The 21,562-nt window shown below is 41.8% G+C and carries 17 protein-coding genes, 1 tRNA gene and 3 pseudogenes; 13 read left to right on the forward strand and 8 right to left on the reverse strand.

The window, feature by feature from the left end; genetic code table 11:
• Positions 1-373: 373 nt before the first annotated feature.
• Positions 374-1,732 (reverse strand): murein transglycosylase D, encoded by a 1,359-nt coding sequence (mltD, locus tag ABR397_RS20380; RefSeq protein ID WP_350307313.1) that lies wholly within the window; start codon positions 1,730-1,732, stop codon positions 374-376.
• Between the two features lie 71 nt (positions 1,733-1,803).
• Positions 1,804-2,556 (reverse strand): hydroxyacylglutathione hydrolase, encoded by a 753-nt coding sequence (gene gloB / locus ABR397_RS20385; protein ID WP_350307314.1) that lies wholly within the window; start codon positions 2,554-2,556, stop codon positions 1,804-1,806.
• 42 nt (positions 2,557-2,598) lie between these two features.
• Here gloB and ABR397_RS20390 point away from each other — a divergent pair, with 42 nt between their 5' ends.
• Positions 2,599-3,315: a class I SAM-dependent methyltransferase gene (locus tag ABR397_RS20390; protein WP_350307315.1), complete on the forward strand. Its 717-nt coding sequence runs from the start codon at positions 2,599-2,601 to the stop codon at positions 3,313-3,315.
• On the opposite strand, the gene rnhA is transcribed toward ABR397_RS20390, so the two are convergent.
• A complete protein-coding gene (rnhA, locus tag ABR397_RS20395) occupies positions 3,312-3,782 on the reverse strand; it encodes a ribonuclease HI (RefSeq protein WP_350307316.1) in 471 nt (156 codons plus the stop codon). The genes ABR397_RS20390 and rnhA overlap by 4 nt on opposite strands.
• Positions 3,783-3,840: 58 nt before the next feature.
• On the opposite strand from rnhA, the gene dnaQ reads away from it, so the two are divergent.
• Together dnaQ and ABR397_RS20405 are read left to right on the forward strand one after the other, a co-directional pair.
• Positions 3,841-4,587, forward strand: a complete 747-nt coding sequence (dnaQ, locus tag ABR397_RS20400; RefSeq protein WP_350307317.1) for a DNA polymerase III subunit epsilon — start codon at positions 3,841-3,843, stop codon at positions 4,585-4,587.
• A 129-nt stretch (positions 4,588-4,716) separates the two neighbouring features.
• A tRNA-Asp gene (locus ABR397_RS20405) sits at positions 4,717-4,793 on the forward strand.
• Between the two features lie 88 nt (positions 4,794-4,881).
• Here the strand turns inward: ABR397_RS20405 and ABR397_RS20410 are convergent.
• The 3 genes from ABR397_RS20410 to ABR397_RS20420 form a co-directional block, all read right to left on the reverse strand.
• A complete protein-coding gene (locus ABR397_RS20410; protein ID WP_350307318.1) occupies positions 4,882-5,148 on the reverse strand; it encodes a helix-turn-helix domain-containing protein in 267 nt (88 codons plus the stop codon).
• Positions 5,149-5,463: 315 nt separating this feature from the next.
• Complete coding sequence (locus tag ABR397_RS20415) at positions 5,464-6,147, reverse strand: helix-turn-helix transcriptional regulator (RefSeq protein ID WP_350307319.1); 684 nt, start codon at positions 6,145-6,147, stop codon at positions 5,464-5,466.
• Entirely contained in the window at positions 6,144-6,770 is a 627-nt protein-coding gene (locus ABR397_RS20420) for a helix-turn-helix transcriptional regulator (protein ID WP_350307320.1), read from the reverse strand. The genes ABR397_RS20415 and ABR397_RS20420 overlap by 4 nt, the downstream gene beginning before the upstream one ends.
• 639 nt (positions 6,771-7,409) lie before the next feature.
• Between ABR397_RS20420 and tkt the strand changes: the two genes are divergently transcribed.
• Entirely contained in the window at positions 7,410-9,404 is a 1,995-nt protein-coding gene (gene tkt, locus ABR397_RS20425; RefSeq protein WP_350307321.1) for a transketolase, read from the forward strand.
• Between the two features lie 59 nt (positions 9,405-9,463).
• Here tkt and ABR397_RS20430 read toward each other — a convergent pair.
• A pseudogene (locus ABR397_RS20430) lies at positions 9,464-9,667 on the reverse strand (antibiotic biosynthesis monooxygenase family protein); the annotation flags it as partial.
• A gap of 346 nt (positions 9,668-10,013) precedes the next feature.
• Here ABR397_RS20430 and epd point away from each other — a divergent pair.
• The 5 genes from epd (at position 10,014) to ABR397_RS20455 (ending at position 18,874) form a co-directional block, all read left to right on the forward strand.
• Positions 10,014-11,033 (forward strand): erythrose-4-phosphate dehydrogenase, encoded by a 1,020-nt coding sequence (epd, locus tag ABR397_RS20435; RefSeq protein WP_350307322.1) that lies wholly within the window; start codon positions 10,014-10,016, stop codon positions 11,031-11,033.
• An 85-nt stretch (positions 11,034-11,118) separates the two neighbouring features.
• The gene (gene pgk / locus ABR397_RS20440; protein ID WP_350307323.1) at positions 11,119-12,282 is read left to right on the forward strand and encodes a phosphoglycerate kinase; all 1,164 of its coding nucleotides are present in this window, start codon (positions 11,119-11,121) and stop codon (positions 12,280-12,282) included.
• 53 nt (positions 12,283-12,335) lie between these two features.
• Positions 12,336-13,412 carry a class II fructose-bisphosphate aldolase gene (gene fbaA / locus ABR397_RS20445; protein WP_350307324.1) on the forward strand — a complete coding sequence of 359 codons (1,077 nt, stop codon included), beginning with the start codon at positions 12,336-12,338 and terminating at the stop codon, positions 13,410-13,412.
• Between the two features lie 594 nt (positions 13,413-14,006).
• Positions 14,007-15,656, forward strand: a complete 1,650-nt coding sequence (locus ABR397_RS20450; RefSeq protein WP_350307325.1) for a condensation domain-containing protein — start codon at positions 14,007-14,009, stop codon at positions 15,654-15,656.
• A gap of 86 nt (positions 15,657-15,742) precedes the next feature.
• Positions 15,743-18,874: an amino acid adenylation domain-containing protein gene (locus ABR397_RS20455; RefSeq protein ID WP_350307326.1), complete on the forward strand. Its 3,132-nt coding sequence runs from the start codon at positions 15,743-15,745 to the stop codon at positions 18,872-18,874.
• Between the two features lie 271 nt (positions 18,875-19,145).
• Here ABR397_RS20455 and ABR397_RS20460 read toward each other — a convergent pair.
• Positions 19,146-19,232: pseudogene (locus ABR397_RS20460) on the reverse strand (hypothetical protein); the annotation flags it as partial.
• Between the two features lie 79 nt (positions 19,233-19,311).
• On the opposite strand from ABR397_RS20460, the gene ABR397_RS20465 reads away from it, so the two are divergent.
• The 4 genes and pseudogenes from ABR397_RS20465 to ABR397_RS20480 all read left to right on the forward strand — a co-directional run.
• Positions 19,312-19,515 carry a type II toxin-antitoxin system VapB family antitoxin gene (locus ABR397_RS20465; protein WP_350307327.1) on the forward strand — a complete coding sequence of 68 codons (204 nt, stop codon included), beginning with the start codon at positions 19,312-19,314 and terminating at the stop codon, positions 19,513-19,515.
• On the forward strand, positions 19,515-19,892 hold the full coding sequence (locus ABR397_RS20470) for a type II toxin-antitoxin system VapC family toxin (protein WP_350307328.1): 378 nt from the start codon (positions 19,515-19,517) through the stop codon (positions 19,890-19,892). The genes ABR397_RS20465 and ABR397_RS20470 overlap by 1 nt, the downstream gene beginning before the upstream one ends.
• A 215-nt stretch (positions 19,893-20,107) precedes the next feature.
• Positions 20,108-20,284: pseudogene (locus tag ABR397_RS20475) on the forward strand (reverse transcriptase domain-containing protein); the annotation flags it as partial.
• A 1,046-nt stretch (positions 20,285-21,330) separates the two neighbouring features.
• The coding region (locus ABR397_RS20480) for a type VI secretion system contractile sheath small subunit (RefSeq protein ID WP_350307329.1) at positions 21,331-21,562 on the forward strand (232 nt) is incomplete at its 3' end.

Below are 21,562 nucleotides of genomic sequence, written 5' to 3' on the forward strand. Positions count from 1 at the left end.
CTTGAACAAATGTCTGACAAACTTACTATTGATACGTTATCGGCATAAAAATGCTTGAGTCAATGCACGAAACGCATAGAAGCGGCACATTTACATTCCAAGCGATAAGACTGGGTCTGAATCTACGTGTTTCTGAAATCTCTGTTCTTAAACAGAGCTGAGGTTAATTACTAATTTTAACTCCATAACTGATCCAACAGAAAAACAACCACCTACTTTTTCGCTCTTAATATATTATTTTGCACTATTTTTCGATTCATTTGATTTCGGAAAGAGTAAGCTAAAGTTTATTCCACTAAATATGAAGAAATGGCCCTAAGGGAGGGCCATCTATTATCTTCCTTCAACAATAAAATATCTACTGGAAAAGATTTTAAACTTCATCAGAAAATTCATTGACATAGAGTGTTAATTCAATTCCTGGTTTGATATCTGTTGTTTTTATGCCATCATTCCAGTTCATTAAATCCTTAATGTTGATGCCGTGACCTTTAGCAATACTGGCAATTGAATCACCTTGACGGACACGGTAAATAATGGCGTTGTTATTATTTACCCTTAATGTTTGTCCAACTTTCAACCTGGCTGTTTTTAGACTATTCATGCGTTGTAATTCACGGGGGGAAGAATTAAACCGTTTTGCAATAGCGGATAATGTATCTCCTGAACGAACTTTGTATCGGCTTCGTTTATTCAGTCGTCGGTTGTTCTTCGCAACTTCCTGACGCATATTGCTCAGAACGGTTTCATTTGCTAGCGAGTTTTTAAACTGATCAACTTTTGCCTTTGGCAGCATGATGTAATGCGGACCGTTAGGCGATGTAACTCCCCGTTTATATCCAGGGTTATATGCCTTAATGGATGTCAGGGACATGCCAGCCATTTCTGCGGCTTGAGACAGTGTGATTTGCTGACCAACATCAATCTGATCAAGTGCCCGTTGATCATTGGATTTTGGCAGCGTAATGCCATATTTATCACTGTGACGGATGACATCACTGAGCGCCAGAACTTTAGGTACATAAAGCGCAGTTTCTCTTGGCAGTGATAAGGACCAAAAATTGGTTGGTCTACCTTTTGCCGCATTTTCTTTCATTGCACGCATAACACGGCCTTCGCCGCTGTTATAAGCAGCAATAGTCAATAGCCAGTCACCATTGAACATTTTATTAAGGCGCTGTAACAGATTCAGGGCAGCCGTCGTTGAGGCAGCAACGTCCCGGCGTGCGTCGTACCATTTATCTTGGGTAAGACCGTAGCTGCGACCCGTATCCGGGACAATCTGCCACAGACCTGCCGCTTTAGCGCGTGAGGTAGCATGCGGGTTAAAAGCACTCTCCACTATGGGTACCAGCACCAGTTCCATCGGCATATCGCGCTGCTTGATTTGCCTGACTATCCAGTACATATACGGTTCAGCCCGTAAAGTTACATCGTGGAGATAGCTCTTGTTTTTCAGGTAATAATTTCGTTGTTCACGAACCCTGTAATTATCAGGGACCTGCATCCTCAACTCGTCACGGATGTATCTCCACAGCTCCTGTTGGGTGCTGGGATCGCCATCCTTCCAGGCAGCAAACTGATTGGCGCCATCAGCTGCTGCTATCTTGCCTGTTTTTAGACTCGTTGAAGACGAATTCTGTGCCCGTTGCCCGGCTGTCATCGACCAATCAGGTCCGGATTGACAGCCAACCAGCAAGACAGATGCGAACAGAATCGCTTTTGTCTTCATAATTAATTTTTATATCTGCTTAAAAGACGAGCAATAATACTTATCTTGGCTTGATATAGCAACTATCTCAATCAAAATTGGTCTTTTTGTATTCTTAGCTGACGGAAAACGCTGGAAAGCGGTTGAGAGTGTGGCGTGATTCCAATATTTCTTTGTAAATCAATATCATAACATTTTAAGAAAATATTGATTTTTTTCTCAGTTTGTAACGTGGTTGGTACTGTTGGTTGATTATTTTCCCTCATTCTAGTTACTTTTTGCTGGTATTCGCTAATAGTCTGATTGGGCAAAACAGCATGAGCAAATTTCATATTTGAAACGGTATATTCATGGGCGCAACAGATAAGTGTGTCATCAGGCAACTCAGCTATTTTTCCTATAGATGCGTACATCTGTTCAGCGGTGCCTTCAAAGAGACGTCCGCAGCCACCAGAGAACAATGTATCTCCACAAAAAAGGTAAGGAGCTTGATAAAAAGCAATGTGTCCCAGAGTATGGCCTGGAACATCAATAATTCGGAAAGAAAAACAACCAAAATTGATGCTATTACCTCCACGTACTATTATTGTGGCGCCTTTGTTTTGGGTTTCCTCTGGGCCGTATACTGGCAGATCAGGGAATTGATCAATAATCCCAGGAACACCACCAACATGATCATAATGATGATGGGTAAGTAAAATTGCATCGGGTATCCAGCCACGGGATTTCAAAGTATCAAGAACAGGTTGTGATTCTGCTGGATCAATGATTACAGAGTGTCTATTTTCATCACAAAGTAACCAAATGTAATTATCCGAAAGAGCAGGAATACTGATAAGCTCCATTGTATACCTCTTATTTAACAGCGGTTATAAGGAAAAGAAGCCATGAAATCTGCACATACAACACAAAACATGAATCCCCCGGCTTCTTGGTCTGATTTACCTTGGGGGGAGTATTACCGTGCCGCTTTGGAACATCAATTACAACCCTGGTGGCCGAAAATATTTGGTTTCCATCTGCTGAAAATCGGTAATTTGAGTGCTGAAATTAACAGCAAGGAGTGTCCAATCTTCAATCAGATTAATGTGGGTAAGGAAGGAAAGAATATGCAGGTGATTTCCGATCCTTATCACCTGCCATTTGAAGGAAAGTCCGTTGATGCTTGTTTGCTGAGTCATGTGCTGGCTTACAGTGCTGACCCTCATCGTCTTTTACGGGAAGTTGACCGGGTGATGATTGATGATGGCTGGCTTATCATCAGTGGTTTCAATTCATTGAGTCTGCTGGGTTTAGGGAAATTAGTACCAGGATTATGGCGGCATCAGCCCTATTGCAGCCGTATGTTTTCCCTGACGCGTCAACTTGATTGGTTGAGTCTGCTTAATTATGAAGTGATGTATCGTGGTAATTTTCAAGTATTACCCTGGCGAAATGAAGCCGGTTTTTTTAACCGGCATTTGCCTGTATTTGGCTGTGTAAGCCTGATTATTGCCCGTAAACGGACACTGCCATTAACGCTAAACCAGATAAAAATGACGCTATTAAGACCCAAACTGGGTAGTGCCGTTGGTGTAACAAAATGTTACCGAAAACGCGATTAATCTGTATTTTCGACATACCCGGCATCGGTTTTGGTTGGTGAGTTTGCCGCAGCTCGAGCCAATTCATCACAACGCTCATTTTCATCATGCCCGGCATGGCCTTTAACCCATTGCCAATCAATATCATGGCGGGTAATTGCCTGGTCGAGACGTTGCCATAAATCGACATTGCTGACAGGCGATTTATCTGCTTTACGCCAGCCGCGCTTTTTCCAATTATGGATCCATTGTGTAATGCCCTGGCGCACATACTGGCTATCGGTGGTTAATACAATTTTGCAAGGGCGAGTCAGGGTTTCCAGACCAATAATTGCGGCCATCAGCTCCATTCTGTTGTTAGTTGTGCGATGAAAACCTTCACTGAGGGTTCTTTCGTGTTGTTGATAACGTAGTAAAACACCATATCCACCTGGCCCTGGGTTTCCAAGACAAGATCCATCGGTGAAAATTTCTACCTGCTTGCTCATATCTGGTAGACTCTTCTTATTCAATCCCAAAACCTTAAGTCTGACATAAAAAAGCGTTATGAGCACTGCGATTACACGACAAGTTGTCCTTGATACCGAAACCACTGGTATGAATAAGTTAGGTGTTCACTATGAAGGACACAAAATTATTGAAATTGGCGCCGTAGAGGTTATTAACCGCCGTCTGACTGGCCGCCATTTTCATATCTATATTAAACCGGACAGATTGGTCGATCCTGAGGCATTTGAAGTTCATGGAATCAGTGATGAATTTTTGCAGGATAAGCCGCTGTTTGCTGATATCGCAGATGAATTCATTGAATTCATTCGTGGCGCTGAGTTAATTATCCATAACGCTCCCTTCGATATCGGCTTTATGGATTATGAATTTGGGAAACTGGACCGTGATATCCCACCAACAGCTGATTTTTGCAAGATTACTGATAGCTTGCAATTAGCAAGAGCTTTGTTTCCGGGGAAAAGAAACAACCTTGACGCATTGTGTGATCGTTATGATATAGACAATTCTAAGCGAACCTTACATGGGGCGTTGCTTGATGCCGAGATATTGTCTGATGTCTATTTGATAATGACAGGCGGGCAGACTTCTCTTGCATTCTCAATGGAAGGGGACATTCTTGGCAATGCGGGTGTTTCTGAAGTACAGCGTATTACCCGGCCTCAAACTGCATTAAAAATTATTTATGCAGCGGATGAAGAACTTGTCGCTCATGAGTCCAGATTGGATTTAGTTGAGAAGAAAGGCGGGAGCTGTTTATGGCGTACAAGTTCTGAACAGAGTTAAAATAAAATTGCAGATAAATCACCTTTAAGGGTGAAAAGTTGATCAAGCGCGCCACTTTATAATAAAAAATATTGACGGGATGATCCTGGGTTCGTAATATCTACCCCGTTCTTAACCAGAACGCTGTGCGGTGCGGTAGTTCAGTTGGTTAGAATACCGGCCTGTCACGCCGGGGGTCGCGGGTTCGAGCCCCGTCCGCACCGCCAATGATTTCGAAGCCCTGGGTAATCGCCCGGGGCTTTCTCGTTTATGTCATGCGGTAGTCTCTTTATTGGCATTGCAGACATAGAGAAGCTACCTGTTTTCTATACTTCTTGTTTCTGCAACCTTTATCAGGAATTTATTCTCTTTACCAGGTCTATAGCGTGATGGCCAAATAGTCGATGGATGTAAACCCAATTCGGTGGCGATTAACGCTTCCCCCTTCGGCCATGGACGATGTAATGCATTATTCAGTGTCGATGATGCCAAACCTGCTTTGCGGGAAACTGCTGAAAGGTTTGTCCCTTGTTTTCTTAAGGCTGCAATAATATCCGCTGGATGCCAATCTTGAATATTCATCGTAATCTCCTGATTTTAATTATTAAAGAACATCGATATATAGAAAAATTATCAATGTTTTTATCACTTGGTGGTAATTGGGGGACAGATTATCAATGAGGGTTAATTAAAGAGGCTATCGAAACGATTACGTAATAGTGGCAACAGTTATTTTGCAACAAAATAAGAATCATATATTGAAGGTATTTCTGCTGGATGTAAAGGTCATAATTATTATATATTAAAAGTATTCTTGGTTTAATAGCTTGACTGACTAATAGTTTCCTATTGGTACTTTTGTCTTTAATGCTCCAAGGATCGGAGCTATTTTTCATATTATATTAAAATTTTACTTCCTGGCTTTAAAAATCTCTCAGGAACATAGAGATCAAAATCATTAAGGCGGCAATATTCATCCAATTGCTGACCAGAATTAATGCCAATTTTTTTGTATATTCGTAACATATGAGCTTCTACAGTACGATAAGAGATATCGAGTATTCGTCCGATTTGTTTACTGGTATATTTCTGTAAAAACAGGAAAATGACATCCCATTCCCGTTGAGTAAATAACTCCGAGGGTGGTTGAAACATGATAGAAGCAGGGAGTTTACCGTAAAAAAAGCGCGTCAGAGAAAAAGCTTCGGCTTTCCATGCATGAAAAATAACGCCAACACATTGATTATCTTCATTATAAAATGGAAATTTCTCGAAAAAATATGAAGAAAGTAATTTTTCTTTACCATATAAATGTGTTTCTAATGAACATATTCTTTTTTCTGATTGCATGACTGCTCTGTCATGTATTTGAAATTGTTCTGCAAAAGCTGCGCCATTCCAAGGCAAATCATTGTCGAGACGCCCTTCAACACTAAAACCAACAGGAAGATCCCGTAACATAGCCATTGCTTTGTTCTCATAAACAAAGCGGGAGCTTTTATCTTTTATACCCCATGGTTCATGACTGGTTTCCATAAAGTTAATAATTTGAGGAGATACAGTTAATTTTTTGTAATTCACAACAAAATTCCTATTTTGTTAGAAAGATATTTGAGTTTTTGGTTTGGTTCTTTGATTAATGAAAATTTATAACTCTTTACTGCCAATAGAGAAAAATCTTTCTGGAATATAAAGATCAAAATTATTTTTTTACAGAAATCTTCCAATTCTATATGCAATGGCAGATTAAATTTTTGGTAAATTGATTGAATATAATTAATGACGTCTTCTGCACTTAACATTAATTCTTTGCTGATGTCTTCTTCATCCAGTGATCGCAGAACCAGAAAAAGCACTTCCCATTCAGTTTGAGTCAGTATGTCGCTGGGGGGTGTAAATTCCAGAGCCGCTGGAGAGGATTTTTCATGATAATAAGAAATAGAAAAATTTTGAGCTTTGGATAGATGAAAAGTGATACCGATGCAGTGACTATTTTCATCACAAAGTGGATATTTACCACAGCGATAGGTTTGCTTGATGTTATTTTTTCCAAACAGGTGAGCTTCAAGTGACGTAACCGTTTGCATAGTTTGAATAACTTTTTGATCCTGACGACAAAATTCTTCTTCATGTTCATTACTTCTTTCCCACATATAAATTAATTGCGGAGTGATATTATTTTGCTTATTTTTTATATTTAACATGGAGACCCCATAATGACTAATTAAGTAGTTATCTGAACGGCTATTTTTCTTATTCTATTTAAAATAACCTGATTATATAATGGATTGCAATAATTAATTCATCAAAAAATAATATTTTTTGTTTTATCTATATATGTTGATTAAATTACTTACTATTTTACGTAAAAATATCATCATATAAGAAAATATCACTATAAGTATTATTTTATTTTAAATTATTTATTTGTTTATTGATGTGACGATGATATTGATATCTGGAGGGGAGACTGAATATTAATTATTTACAAATTAAATAGCTAATGGATCATTGGCACGTCATATACGTTCAATATAAATAATTAATTTTGTAGCTGGAAATTGCCACTAATTAAAGATGTTTCTCCATTTAATTGGGTATTTTATCTATTGATTTGCAAATAATAGTTATGTTTAATTAAATTACCTCGCTATATTGCGTAATGAGTTCGTTTCTTATTCTGATGACGACGAAATTCGTGTAAATCAGCAACCTAAATCAAAGAATTGTCGTTTAAGTGAAATTAAGATAGTTTTCTTATATCTGGCTTTAAAGATTGCGGTTTGTACGCTGTGCTGAGAAAATTATCCCCCTAAACGTTTTTATCCCACTTGGAGTAGAAAATGACCACTCGTAAGACCCTTGCTAATGCTATTCGCTTCCTTAGCATGGATGCTGTGCAGAAAGCAAAATCAGGGCACCCTGGCGCGCCTATGGGAATGGCTGATATCGCTGAAGTTTTATGGCGTGATTATTTAAATCATAACCCCATTGATCCACATTGGGTTGATCGTGATCGTTTTGTATTGTCTAACGGCCATGGCTCTATGCTGATTTATAGCCTGTTGCATCTCACCGGCTATGACGTTTCTATTGATGATCTGAAAAACTTCCGTCAATTGCATTCCAAAACTCCAGGCCATCCTGAGTATGGCTATGCGCCAGGCGTAGAGACAACGACCGGTCCTTTAGGGCAGGGGATTGCCAACGCAGTAGGTTTTGCTATTGCTGAACGTACTCTGGCTACACAATTTAATCGTCCTGGTCATGATATTGTTGACCATAACACTTATGTGTTTATGGGAGACGGCTGCATGATGGAAGGTATTTCTCATGAAGTTTGCTCTCTGGCGGGAACGTTAAAACTGGGCAAACTGATTGCTTTCTATGATGACAATGGTATTTCTATTGATGGTCATGTTGAAGGCTGGTTTACCGATGATACCGCAGGTCGTTTTGAGGCTTATGGCTGGCATGTCGTTCGCGGCGTTGATGGTCATAATGCAGATGCAGTCAAAGCAGCGATTGAAGAAGCACGTAAAGTTTCTGATAAACCTTCACTGCTGATGTGTAAAACAGTTATCGGTTTTGGCGCGCCAACCAAAGCGGGTACTCATGATTCTCACGGCGCGCCACTGGGTGACGCAGAAATTGCTGCAACGCGTGAAGTGCTGGGTTGGCATCATCCGGCATTTGAAATTCCAGCGGAAATTTATTCTGAGTGGGATGCAAAAGAGATGGGTAACGCGAAGCAAGCAACCTGGAATGAGAAATTCGCTGCTTATGAAAAAGCGTATCCTGAATTAGCCGCTGAATTCAAACGCCGTACCAGTGGCGAATTACCAGCAAACTGGGAAACCGAATCAAAAGCATTTATCGAACAATTGCAACAAAATCCTGCCAATATTGCCAGCCGTAAAGCTTCTCAGAATGCTTTGGAGGCTTTCGGTAAAGTGCTGCCTGAATTTATGGGGGGGTCTGCGGACCTGGCGCCAAGTAATCTAACGATGTGGTCAGGTTCTAAGCCATTGAACGAAGATCAGGCAGGTAACTACATCCATTATGGCGTTCGTGAATTTGGCATGTCCGCCATTATGAACGGTATCGCTCTGCATGGTGGTTTTGTACCTTATGGCGCAACTTTCCTGATGTTCGTTGAATATGCCCGTAACGCAGTGCGTATGGCGGCACTGATGAAAATTCGCAGCATCTTTGTTTATACCCATGACTCAATCGGTTTGGGTGAAGATGGCCCGACCCACCAGCCGGTAGAACAGATTGCCAGTTTACGTGTGACGCCAAATCTAAGCACATGGCGTCCATGTGACCAAGTTGAATCTGCGGTTGCATGGAAATATGCTATTGAACGTAAAACAGGCCCATCAGCACTTATTTTCTCTCGTCAGAATCTGGCACAGCAAGAACGTACTGCTGAACAGTTGGCTAATATTGAGAAAGGTGCTTACATCCTGAAAGATTGTGAAGGTCAGCCAGAGTTGATTCTGGTCGCAACAGGTTCAGAAGTTGAATTGGCAGTAGGGGCTTATAATCAACTGATTCAGGAAGGCCGTAAGGTACGTGTAGTTTCTATGCCGTCTACTGATGCTTTTGATAAGCAGGATGCTGCGTACCGTGAAGCGGTATTGCCAGCAGCGGTTTCTGCGCGTGTTGCCGTTGAAGCGGGTATTGCTGATTATTGGTTTAAATATGTCGGTATACATGGCGCTATCGTAGGTATGGAGACATTTGGTGAATCGGCTCCTGCTGATCAGCTGTTTAAAGCGTTCGGTTTCACTGTAGAGAATGTTGTCGCTAAGGCTAAAGCTCTACTGAAATAATGAGTTAGTTTATGAGTGAGCGCATCCGGGGTAAACATTGATCGGATGCGCTCTTTTATTTATGCCTCGCAGATTCCAGGAACTGCTAGTTTTTGAAATATGTGCGGCGACCCGATTATCCCATCGGAATATTTAGCGAGCTTCGCCTGAAATTCTGGATTAGTGAATGCAGCGCGAAAACACTCTAAACTTTCCCAAACGGCATAGTTCATGAACGTACCACTACCAGCGATCCCACGATGCAATTGTGTGGAAATTAGACCGGTTTGTGCCGAGGATTAATGATAGCTTTCACCATTCCTGCCTTCAATCCAATATTCAGTTGTTTCTGCGCACCTTGGCGTGTGATGCGCATTGCTACGGCAATCTGGGACGCTGAGAGTGGAAGGCGGGTTCTTATGGCACGTTTTTCCATTTCGTGAGTTGATCACTTTTTACTATTGCCATCAATCTGCTTTTCCCTTAATCTCATTACCAGTAGCTGAATCGTTTCATTTTATTGTCTGGAGGCCACAGTTTTAGCAATTTTGTGATAAACAATCAGTACATTAGTGATTGAGTCAGTTATCCTAAACGGTTGCGTGGTAATAACTATATTCAGGGAGTAACATGACAATCAAGGTAGCGATAAACGGTTTTGGCAGGATAGGGCGCAGTATTTTACGTGCTCTTTATGAGTCTGGGCGTCGGGCTGAAATTGCTATTATTGCTGTTAATGAGTTGGCAGATGCTGAAGGGATTGCCCACTTGCTGAAGTATGATTCTAGTCACGGTCGTTTTGCCTGGGATGTGCGTCTGAATAATGATTTGTTGCAGGTTGGTGACGATAATATTCGTCTGTTTCATCAATCCGATATATCGGCATTGCCTTGGCAAGAACTGGGGATTGATATTGTTCTTGATTGCAGTGGGATATATGGCAGCAGAGCTGATGGGGAAGCGCATCTTGCCAGTGGCGCAAAAAAGGTGCTGTTTTCTCATCCAGGCGGCAATGATTTAGACACGACGGTGGTCTATGGTGTGAATCAGGACCTGTTGACAGCGGAAGATCGCATTGTATCCAACGCCTCTTGCACCACCAACTGCATCATTCCCATCATTAAATTATTGGATGATGCATTTGAAATTGAATCTGGAACGGTGACAACAATTCATGCCTCAATGAATGACCAGCCTGTGATTGATGCTTATCATCAAGACTTACGGCGTACCCGGGCCGCCAGCCAGTCTATCATTCCAGTGGATACCAAACTGGCCGCAGGGATAACCCGGATTTTTCCAAAATTCTGTGACCGCTTTGAAGCCATCTCAGTACGCGTACCAACGATTAATGTTACTGCTATTGATTTGAGCGTTACAGTAAAATCTCCAGTGAATGTCAGAAAAATCAATGAATTAATGCAAAAATCAGCGGCAACTTCATTTCGTGGTATAGTTGACTATACCGAATTGCCGTTAGTCTCAACGGATTTTAACCACGATCCCCACAGTGCGATTGTTGATGGCACCCAAACGCGGGTCAGTGGGCAGCACCTGGTTAAGACATTAGTCTGGTGCGATAATGAGTGGGGTTTTGCTAACCGAATGTTGGATACAACGTTAGCAATGGCTGCTACGGGTTTCAAATGATCTGTTGCTGACAGACAGTGCATAATAATAGATCTGCACACGGCACAAGATTAAACAATTTAGAGAATCAACGAGAGGATTCACCATGTCTGTAATTAAGATGACCGATTTAGATCTGGCGGGTAAGCGAGTTTTGATCCGCGCTGACCTGAACGTTCCGGTAAAAGATGGCAAAGTCACCTCTGATGCGCGTATCCGTGCTTCTTTGCCGACCATCGAAGCAGCATTAAAACAGGGCGCTAAGGTTATGATCACTTCTCACCTCGGCCGCCCTACTGAAGGCGAATACAATGAAGAATTCTCACTGAAACCAGTAGTAGATTACCTGAAAGAGAAATTATCTTCCCCGGTTCGTCTGGAAAAAACGTATCTGGAAGGTGTAGACATAGCGGAAGGTGAGCTGGTTGTTCTGGAAAATGTTCGCTTTAATAAAGGTGAGAAGAAAGACGACGAAACTCTGGCGAAAAAATACGCTTCTCTGTGTGATATTTATATCATGGATGCATTTGGTACGGCGCATCGTGCCCAGGCTTCTACCCACGGTGTGGCTAAGTTCGCTCCTGTTGCCTGCGCAGGTCCGCTGCTATCCGCAGAATTGGAAGCATTGGGTAAAGCGCTGGATAAACCAGCCCGTCCAATGGTTGCTATCGTTGGTGGTTCTAAAGTTTCAACCAAGCTGACCGTATTGGACACCCTGTCTAAAATCGCGGATCAACTCATTGTAGGCGGAGGTATCGCGAATACTTTTGTTGCCGCGGAAGGCCACAATGTGGGTCGTTCACTGTATGAAGATGATCTGATCCCAGAAGCGAAAAAACTGCTGATAAGCTGCGATATTCCCGTGCCAACTGATGTTCGTGTAGCAACAGAATTCTCTGAAACTGCGGAAGCCACCTTGAAATCTACCGGCGATATTAAAGATGATGAGCAAATCCTCGATCTGGGAGAGGAATCCGCTCAACGTCTGGCAGACATCCTGAAAAACGCTAAAACTATTCTGTGGAATGGCCCGGTTGGTGTATTCGAATTCCCTAATTTCCGTCAAGGAACTGAAATTATCGCCCGCGCAATTGCTGATAGTGACGCATTCTCTATCGCAGGTGGAGGCGATACGCTGGCAGCGATCGACCTGTTCGGTATTGCTGACAAAATTTCTTACATCTCTACTGGTGGTGGCGCTTTCCTTGAGTTTGTCGAAGGAAAGAAACTGCCTGCGGTTGTGATGCTGGAAGAACGTGCAAAACAGTAATTAAGTCATGACGGGCAGTTTTATCTGCCCGCTCTAAACAGGACCCACGTAACATGTCTAAAATTTTTGATTTCGTAAAACCGGGTGTCATCACTGGTGATGATGTTCAAAAAGTGTTCGCAATAGCTAAAGAAAACCACTTTGCGTTGCCGGCGGTAAACTGTGTAGGTACTGATTCAATCAACGCAGTGTTGGAAACGGCCGCCAAAGTTCGTTCTCCCGTTATCATTCAGTTCTCTAACGGCGGTGCTGCTTTTATTGCCGGTAAGGGTGTGAAAGCTGAAGGTCAGCAAGCGGCTATTCTGGGTTCAATTTCTGGTGCTCGCCATGTTCATCAGATGGCTGAACATTATGGTGTTCCTGTGATCCTGCATACTGACCACTGTGCGCGTAAACTGCTGCCGTGGATTGACGGTTTGCTGGATGCCGGTGAAAAGCATTACGCGGCGACAGGTAAACCGTTGTTCTCTTCCCATATGATCGATCTATCAGAAGAATCGTTGGAAGAAAATATTGAAATTTGCAGCAAGTATCTGGCTCGTATGGCAAAAATCGATATGACGCTGGAAATCGAATTAGGTTGTACTGGTGGTGAGGAAGATGGTGTTGATAACAGCCATATGGATAGCTCCGCCCTATACACTCAACCGGAAGACGTTGCTTATGCTTATGAGAAACTGAACGCTATCAGCCCACGTTTTACTATTGCTGCTTCTTTCGGTAACGTTCATGGTGTTTATAAACCAGGCAACGTTAAGCTGACACCAAAAATTTTGCGTAACTCGCAGGACTATGTTGCTGAGAAATTCAATCTGCCACACAACAGCCTGGACTTTGTTTTCCACGGTGGTTCCGGTTCTACAGCGGAAGAGATCAAGGAAGCGGTCAGCTACGGCGTTGTTAAAATGAATATTGATACCGACACCCAATGGGCGACTTGGGAAGGTATTCTGAACTATTACAAAAAGAACGAAGGCTATCTGCAAGGCCAGCTGGGTAATCCTGAAGGCGCAGATAAACCCAATAAAAAATTCTACGATCCACGCGTATGGCTGCGTGCCGGTCAGGTTTCTATGGCTGCCCGCCTGGAACAGGCTTTCAGGGAACTGAATGCGGTTGATGTGTTGTAATTGGTATTGATGTTATAAGTAATCCCCTGAATGGAAATTCAGAGGTTTTTTTCGCAGGTGTTTCTATATTCAATTAATGATGTTATAGAAACACCTTTGTTTTACTTGAAGTAGCACTCCAAATTAATATTTTTATTCTAATTTATCAGCAGTAGCCGCAATTCCACAGTAGGCGCAATTTTGTCTCGATAACGGATACCGTTTGCGCCGCAGACAAGGTCAAATGATCCATATGTGAAGGCTGTTTTTCAACTATTGGTTTATCCACGTATAGCGTTTAATCAGGCTAGGGGAGCAGGTGTACGGCGTCCATTTATTTATTGCTATAAATTGGATATTAATTTATTGCATATATTAATTTTTTTATCTAGTTTAGATGATATGTTCTCGACTTTCATCCTGTGGAATAAAGTTCACCTGCTTATTGAGTGGTTTATCCAATTAATAAATATAGATATTTTCAATAAATTTCAGTCATTAACATCGGGCTGATTCATATTCATGTTGCTTTATTTATCAAATAATAATAATTTTTATTATCATTTGTAATCATATTCTTGTTGTAGCTGATAATCTAAACTTTATGGAAACTAAATGAGAGAGCTAACGACCATGCAGGCCGCTTATTGGGTTGGCCGGCAATATGAACAGACGTTGGGTGGTGTTACCGCACATTTGTATGCAGAGTTTGATGGTACTGAACTTGATCTTGAGCGGCTGAAAACTGCCGTACAGTATCTCTTTGATATCCATCCGATGTTGCAACTACGCGTTACACCGGATGGCATGCAAACCATAGAAAGTCTGTCTTCCAACGATAAATTGCACATTGATGATGTCAGTATCTGTGATGAAAAAACCATTGCTGATTTTCTGGAAAGTAAACGAAAAAGTAAAACCCACCAGAAACTGGATCTTGAACATGGTCAGTCTATCGATTTGAGTGTCACCCTTTTAAAAGATGGAGACTTTCGCTTGCATATCGACCTGGACATGATTGCAGGTGATGCGCAAAGTTTTCGTATTCTCATGGAAGATTTGGCCCGGTTTTATCATCAGCCTGACCATCAACCAAAAAGTGGAGGAAGCACTTATTTTCACTATTTAGAGCGAATGCAGGCTGATAAATCTTTATTAACTTTACGTGAGCGCGATAAAAAATGGTGGAGTACGCGTATTGCGCAAATTCCGCCAGCCCCTAAACTTCCTCATATTCATCGCCCTCTCCCAAAGGGAGAATACTTGAGTGATCGATTCGCGGTTCAACTAACTAAAGAACAAAAGTTATCGTTAAAGACAACCGCCAAAAAATATCAGATTACGCTGTCAACATTATTTCTGTCTCTTTTCGCGTGTACCGTCGGGATTTGTACTCAGTCTGATAAATTCAGATTAAATGTACCTACGTTCCAGCGAGAAAGTTACCTCAGTGATGTGGACAAAATTGTTGGTGATTTTTCAGATTTATCTATTTTAAGTGTTGAATTACAACGTCATGAGCCGATGATTGCGTTATGCCATCGTTTTGCTGATCAAATCGCTTTACTCCTCTCTCACCGGGCTTATCCGGGCGTCAGTGTTATGCGGGATCTCTCCAGATACCACGGTAACATGCAAATCTCGCCTATCGTTTTTACCTCCGGTTTTGGTATCAGTGGCGATAATTTATTGTCCGAAAATGTAACCCGTGCTTTCGGTGAAATGGTCTTTGTTATTTCTCAAGGGCCACAGGTTGCCTTGGATGTCCAAATTGCGCCTGCTTATGAAGGGATTCTGGTCAACTGGGATGTTCGTCTGGATATTTTCCCTGAACCGTATATCCGCAGAATGTTTGATATCTATCTCTCTTTGATTCGGATGATCATTCGTTCACCTGAACTAATAAACCAGTCTTTGGACTATTTTTTCTCATCTCATTTTTCTGCTTCGCATCAAAATGTGGGGGCTAAAAAGATGACATCCTCTTGTGTTGAGCAAATGCTCATTCTTCTGCTGTCCCGGCTGACGAATGAAGAAAATATCAACGCTCATACTTCTCTTTCAGCATTGGATATTGATACTGATGTCGCAGAAGAATTAACGGGATTTATTAACAAATATATCCCACAGGCAGGACTGATAATTGAAGATATTAAGGCTCACCAAACATTAAATGCACTGGCACAGACGATGACATTAAGATCGCGGGGAGCGGCTGAAAAGGCGGCTGAGGCACTAGTGAAAATCCTTACTCGACAGAAGTAATCTTTCTTTTTGAAAGAGATTAAATGTTTAGCTTGTTAATTAATTAGATTCCGCGCTTTCTCACAATCGAAAATTGAGGAAATATCATGGATACCGCACTGACACCATTACAACGCGCGTACCTGCTAGGACGAAGTGAACTGTTACCACTGGGTGGTGTTGCCATGCATGATTTCAGGGAATTCAGAGGTCATATCGAGTTTTCCGTCATCAGGTCCCGGCTCACCAGATTAGTACAGCAATATGATGCGTTACGTACCCATATAGATGAAAGTTCATTGGTTCAATATGTCTCCGATGCCGTTATCCTGAATCTTGATGAAATTGATTTCACGGATATCCCGCGTTCAGCGGCTTATCAAAAGATAGATGAGATGAGGCAGGCGTATTCTCATACAATCCACGATCTTTCTCGTTCTCCCTGGCATATTTGGGTCATGAAATTGGCAGAGCCAGAGGATGAAGATAAAGATCTTTTTACGACCGTGGTGTTCGTGAGCTTTGATGCACTGATTTTGGATGGCAGCGCTATCTCTCTCATATTATTTAAATTGTTTGAGGAGGATGAGAATGAGCAGAAAAGATCCAGGTCAACGGGAAATATCGCTCATTTGCTTCAACCGCCTTCTGTCTCGAAAAAGCAAAGTGATACTGAATATTGGTCAGAAAAACTAAAAGAATATCCCGGCCCACCGGCGTTGCCCTGGAAGAGACCACCAGAATCGATAAAATCCTCTCGCTACAGAAGGGATAAGGTCACCGTTCCCAGCGCGACGTTGAATCATTTGTCTAAAATCGCTTCATCTTATGGCCTGTTTCAAAATACGATTTTATCTACCATTATCCTGGAGATAATGTCATTTTGGACTCAAGACAGTCGGTTATGTATCGGTGTTCCGGTTGCTATTCCCACCCAGAAAATGCAGTTCAGTAATGAATCTTCATTTATCGCTGCTTGTTTTAAAAGAGACCAGACGCCATTTTTAGAAAGGGCAACAGCTTTTCAAAATGATATTTTTGCCTCTCTGGAACATCTGGATTTTTCCGGCGTTGATATTAACAGGCTGATATTCAATCAACATCAAACAGGTTTAGCGCTACCTGTTGTGCTAACGAATGGTTTGTCATGGAAAACATTGCCTGCATCTGGTGATGTCTCTTTTTATGATGGATTAACGCAGACACCGCAAGTTGCGATGGATATTCGTTTATCCCTAGACCAGGACAAAAATCTGGTGTTATCCATTGATTATGCAGAAAAAGCGCTGGAACAAAATATCGTACAGGATATTTTACAAACCATCACTCAAGCAATAGCGCTGATCTGTCGTCAGGAAAAACTTGCTGTGGATTTTTCTGAGGTGATTGATTACCACCATTACAAAGATAACGGTGATGACAATGATTTTATCTGTTCAGATTTCCTGGCTCGTATTGCGGATAACCTATTGACGGGAAAATTAAAAAAATCCGCTATTATCTGTGGGGAACAGCAGATTACATATTCTGAGTTGGGTGTGTGTGTTCAAAAAATAGTGAATAACCTGAATCGCTGTGGGATGCACAAAGGCAGTGTGGTTGCGATTTGTTTGCCTCGTAGTCCTGAACATGTGATGGTGACAATCGCTTGTGCGCTTTTGGGGATTATTTGGGTGCCTATTGATGTGAATTCTCCCTCTGAACGTCTGGATTATTTGCTAACGAATTGCCATTCTGATCTCATTGTGAATACCGGACAGTTTAATCGTGATAAAACCATCACATTGAAAACACTGCTCACATCAGTTTCTGAAAACGTTTTACTCCCTTTAGAAACTTTATCATCACTGAGTCATAGCATTGAATCTGCTTATTATTTGTACACATCCGGAACAACGGGTAAACCCAAATGTGTGGTGCTCAATAACAAGGCAACATCTAATGTTATCGGGCAAACGCTGAATAAATGGGAGGTTAAACAGGATGACGTGTTTATTTCCGTTACGCCATTGCATCATGATATGTCGGTTTTCGACCTCTTTGCATCACTAACTATTGGCGCAACACTGGTTATCCCTGAACCTCATGCAGAGAAAGATGCTATCCATTGGAATCGGCTGGTTTCACAACACAAAGTTTCTATTTGGTGCTCAGTGCCTGCGATTTTAGAAATGTTAATTGCGTGCCAAAAGGGAGATTCTCTCTCTTCCCTCAGACTGATAGCGCAGGGCGGTGATTATATTAAGCCTGCTCTCATCAAGGAAATTAGAGCGACGTATCCTGATACTCGGTTGTTTTCTTTGGGAGGGCCTACTGAAACGACAATTTGGAGTATATGGCATGAAATTACGTCGGCGGATGTCAGCCTTATTCCTTATGGTAAGCCCCTGCCTGCGACTCAATATTTTATCTGTAATGATATCAATGAACATTGCCCGGCGTTTGTGACTGGCCGGATTTATACTACAGGAGTCAATCTTGCCTTAGGCTATCTGGAAGAGGGTCTTGTTGTGCAAAAAGATTTTGTCACTATCACCTCGCCTACAGGTGAACAATTAAGAGCATTTAGAACAGGGGATCAGGGCTATTACCGAAAAGATGGCACCATCATTTTTGCCAGCAGAGTAAATGGTTATGTCAAAATTCGGGGGATTAGGGTCTCTCTGCCTGATATTGAAAATGAGTTATGTAAACACCCACAAATCAATAATATTGTCGTCGTTGATTATCCAAATGAACAGAATGGCGACGCAACATTAGGCGCTATGTATACGACGCTCAATGGTCAGGAAATTCCCGCCTCAGAATTGCGGGATTTTTCTCACGGGCTTTTACCCGTTTCTCATATACCGACGCGTTTTGCTCATATTCAGGCGTTTCCTTTGTCTGCAAACGGTAAAACGGATCGACATCAAATCAGAGCGTTCTTTACGCAACCGAAGCCGGATAATTTGGCTGATAAGCAGTCGATTATATCGGAGAGCCAAAGAGTCAATAACAGCACAAAAGATAAACATTACCAACTGATCCTCGGCATTTATTTGCATACCATTGGTGTGAAGCCGTTAACTGGTTTGAATGAAAACTCTGAATTTTTAGCGCTGGGATTAAGGCCCTCTCATCTTAAAGAAATCGCTCGGTGCCTCACTGAAAAGTTTGGTGTTATTCTGACGCCTCAGCTTTTAGTTAAATGCAGAAATGCCCGGCAGGTTTCCTCTTTGCTTTCACAAAGCATTTAACCTGTTTTTGCTAAAGAACCGGAGTCAAACTCCGGTTTAAATTGCTGACTTTTCAAATACAAGAAAAGGAAAACCAGAAAATCTCAGTATCAGTTTAATGAAAATGGAGAAGTTAACTACTGGTCAGGAAACGGAAAAAAACCATTATGATTTATTACGTGCTACCTACTGTAGACGATGGCCGCAAGGTATACATTGCGCCCCATATTAGGAAAGCATCAAAATGAGTGTTGCAAAAACGAGGGTGACCATAGATTTTTATGCTCTCCATATAGGTGTCGCTAACATGGTAGTAAGCAATGCCCCCATAACCGCCATAACGGATATGCTTTTCCGACAGCAGATTATTTTCATACAGTATTCTTTTCTTGTCAATTGCATTGATTCTATTTTTGATGCATGATTACATCATAATATGAATCTCGTGAGGTAATGTTATGCGAACTACAGTCACAATTGATGATGTGTTGTATGCACAGGCGTTGGAAATGGCCGATCCAGGTATGGATAAGGCCGATATTTTCCGGGAAGCTGTGAAAACGTTTGTTCGGGTGCAGGCGGCAAAAAGGCTGGCCTCGCTAGGCGGATCATCGCCTGAAATGCAGATGATCCCTCGCCGCCGCGAGGAGCCATCCGCATAATGACTATTTTGGTTGATACGTCCGTCTGGATTGACCATTTCAAAAACAGGAATGACAGGTTGGTTCAGTTGCTGGGCTGGGATCTGGTTCTGATTCATCCAATGATACTGGCTGAAATAGCCTGCGGTACCCCTCCGGCACCAAGACTGAGAACGCTTGGAGATCTGGGGCTGTTACCACAGAGTCATCAGGCCACTATCATCGAGGTGATGGCATTCATTGAAAACGAAAAGCTGTACGGCCTCGGATGTGGTCTGGTTGATATTACATTGCTGGCATCGACCCTGATAACACCAGGGGCAAGACTTTGGACATTGGATAAGCGACTTGAAAAGTTGGCTAAACGTCTTAATGCGAGTTATCAGCTGATTCATTGACAGAATTTAAATCGCTCTGGAAATCACCAGAAAACGGAGAGCATAAGCCTGACGTCGGGATAGTTCGAACTGACGTGACAATGGCAGGGCAGCCTCCGCCACACTCAGCCCATGAGTGAGCAATCCACAATCCATGAGCCATATTGAGACGTTCCGCTTTTTGTATATTTGTTGATCTCGACATAAGGCATAAAAATATTACCTTTTGCGTTCAGGGCGTTATTAGTCCGTTGCTGGCAAATCTGTTCCTGCACTATGCATTCGACATGTGGATGAAGCGGGAATTCCCCGTTGTCCGGTTTGAGCGGTACGCTGATGATATAGTCATCCACTGCAAGAGTCATGCTCAGGCAATGATATTGCGTGGCAAGCTCAGAAAGCGCCTGGCTGAATGGGTTACCCGCAAATACAAGCGGGTACACGGTAGTCTGGTTCAGGCGTATGAATAGTTAGACAGGATACGGAGAGTTAAGCCCGGTCTGTTTGCACACTGGGAAAGTTGAGCTTGACACAGCAAAATGATTTCCATTTCCAGAGAGGAAAACACGAGAACGTTATTATGATTATGTCTCCAACTCTGGGTGAATATCATTTTAATTATCGGCGTTCAGCGGTATTTTATAATACCTACTGCTGACTTAAATGGACCGGCATCTCCGGGACATAAATATAAAAGGGAATACCCGAAAACAAATCATCGTCTCCATTATCAATAATCGTATTTTCCCGTACTTCGGCTCCCTATTTCAGAAACACCATCCTCAATAACTTTCGCACCATCAAAAAGAGAAAAAATATGCCCGCTTTATCACGCAGGATAAGGCTTTTTCATTCTCATACTTATTATCCTATAAAAGCGATAATTAACCGACATGTTATCCCATAATATTACGCTGCTTAATTGAATGTATTCTCATTCGCATAATCTGACTGATAACCATTCTCTTTTTTACCCATCCAATCAGGCACGGTTTATTGATGATTTAGTGAATTGAAAAATAATATAAATTTAAAAAATATAACCGAGCTTTATCATGTTGAATGGTGTTAATGATAACAAAATAAATAAGTCACTATCATTTTATCAAAGCAAACACCACTTTATTGTGAAAAAATTGGTGAGTCGTTTAGGTTTGATTTATATATTATCTGTTTTTACCCTCATATGTCAGGTTTTATGACTCAATAGTCTTGAACAAAAAGTGCTATTTGATAAAAAATGTCTTGCTTTTAGATAAATCAGTTTACAAAATCGCCTTGGTTAGGAAATGATCTGCTCGGTCAATGTATTTATTTATGGGGGCGGATCTTCTCGGTGTTCTCTTATTTACTGTCCGGTTAACTGCCTGCTCTGAAATATCTGAATCCGTTCTTTGTTCCTGAAATTTATCGGGCATGCCCCTCATGCCCGGCGTTACTTTTTATTGCTGAGGAGGCGATGATGACCCAGAGTTTTCAAAATGAAATCCCTAAATCGCGTATTAATATTAAATTAGATTTGCACACCGGCGGCGCGCAGAAAAAAGTGGAGTTGCCGCTGAAATTATTAGTGATGGGCAATTACAGTCATGGGCAAGAACAGCGCCCACTCTCGGAAAGAAAAAAAGTGTCTATTAACAAAAACAACTTTGACAGCGTGATGGCTGAATTTAGCCCCGCGCTTAACCTGA

The sequence above is a fragment of the Photorhabdus viridis genome, from assembly GCF_040256935.1.
GTDB lineage: Bacteria > Pseudomonadota > Gammaproteobacteria > Enterobacterales > Enterobacteriaceae > Photorhabdus > Photorhabdus viridis.

Bases quoted from the DNA above. Each gene is read 5' to 3' on its own strand.
- mltD (WP_350307313.1), bottom strand. From the start codon at position 1,732: ATGAAGACAAAAGCGATTCTGTTCGCATCTGTCTTGCTGGTTGGCTGT.
- gloB (WP_350307314.1), bottom strand. From the start codon at position 2,556: ATGGAGCTTATCAGTATTCCTGCTCTTTCGGATAATTACATTTGGTTA.
- ABR397_RS20390 (WP_350307315.1), top strand. From the start codon at position 2,599: ATGAAATCTGCACATACAACACAAAACATGAATCCCCCGGCTTCTTGG.
- rnhA (WP_350307316.1), bottom strand. From the start codon at position 3,782: ATGAGCAAGCAGGTAGAAATTTTCACCGATGGATCTTGTCTTGGAAAC.
- dnaQ (WP_350307317.1), top strand. From the start codon at position 3,841: ATGAGCACTGCGATTACACGACAAGTTGTCCTTGATACCGAAACCACT.
- ABR397_RS20410 (WP_350307318.1), bottom strand. From the start codon at position 5,148: ATGAATATTCAAGATTGGCATCCAGCGGATATTATTGCAGCCTTAAGA.
- ABR397_RS20420 (WP_350307320.1), bottom strand. From the start codon at position 6,770: ATGTTAAATATAAAAAATAAGCAAAATAATATCACTCCGCAATTAATT.
- tkt (WP_350307321.1), top strand. From the start codon at position 7,410: ATGACCACTCGTAAGACCCTTGCTAATGCTATTCGCTTCCTTAGCATG.
- epd (WP_350307322.1), top strand. From the start codon at position 10,014: ATGACAATCAAGGTAGCGATAAACGGTTTTGGCAGGATAGGGCGCAGT.
- pgk (WP_350307323.1), top strand. From the start codon at position 11,119: ATGTCTGTAATTAAGATGACCGATTTAGATCTGGCGGGTAAGCGAGTT.
- fbaA (WP_350307324.1), top strand. From the start codon at position 12,336: ATGTCTAAAATTTTTGATTTCGTAAAACCGGGTGTCATCACTGGTGAT.
- ABR397_RS20450 (WP_350307325.1), top strand. From the start codon at position 14,007: ATGAGAGAGCTAACGACCATGCAGGCCGCTTATTGGGTTGGCCGGCAA.
- ABR397_RS20455 (WP_350307326.1), top strand. From the start codon at position 15,743: ATGGATACCGCACTGACACCATTACAACGCGCGTACCTGCTAGGACGA.
- ABR397_RS20465 (WP_350307327.1), top strand. From the start codon at position 19,312: ATGCGAACTACAGTCACAATTGATGATGTGTTGTATGCACAGGCGTTG.
- ABR397_RS20470 (WP_350307328.1), top strand. From the start codon at position 19,515: ATGACTATTTTGGTTGATACGTCCGTCTGGATTGACCATTTCAAAAAC.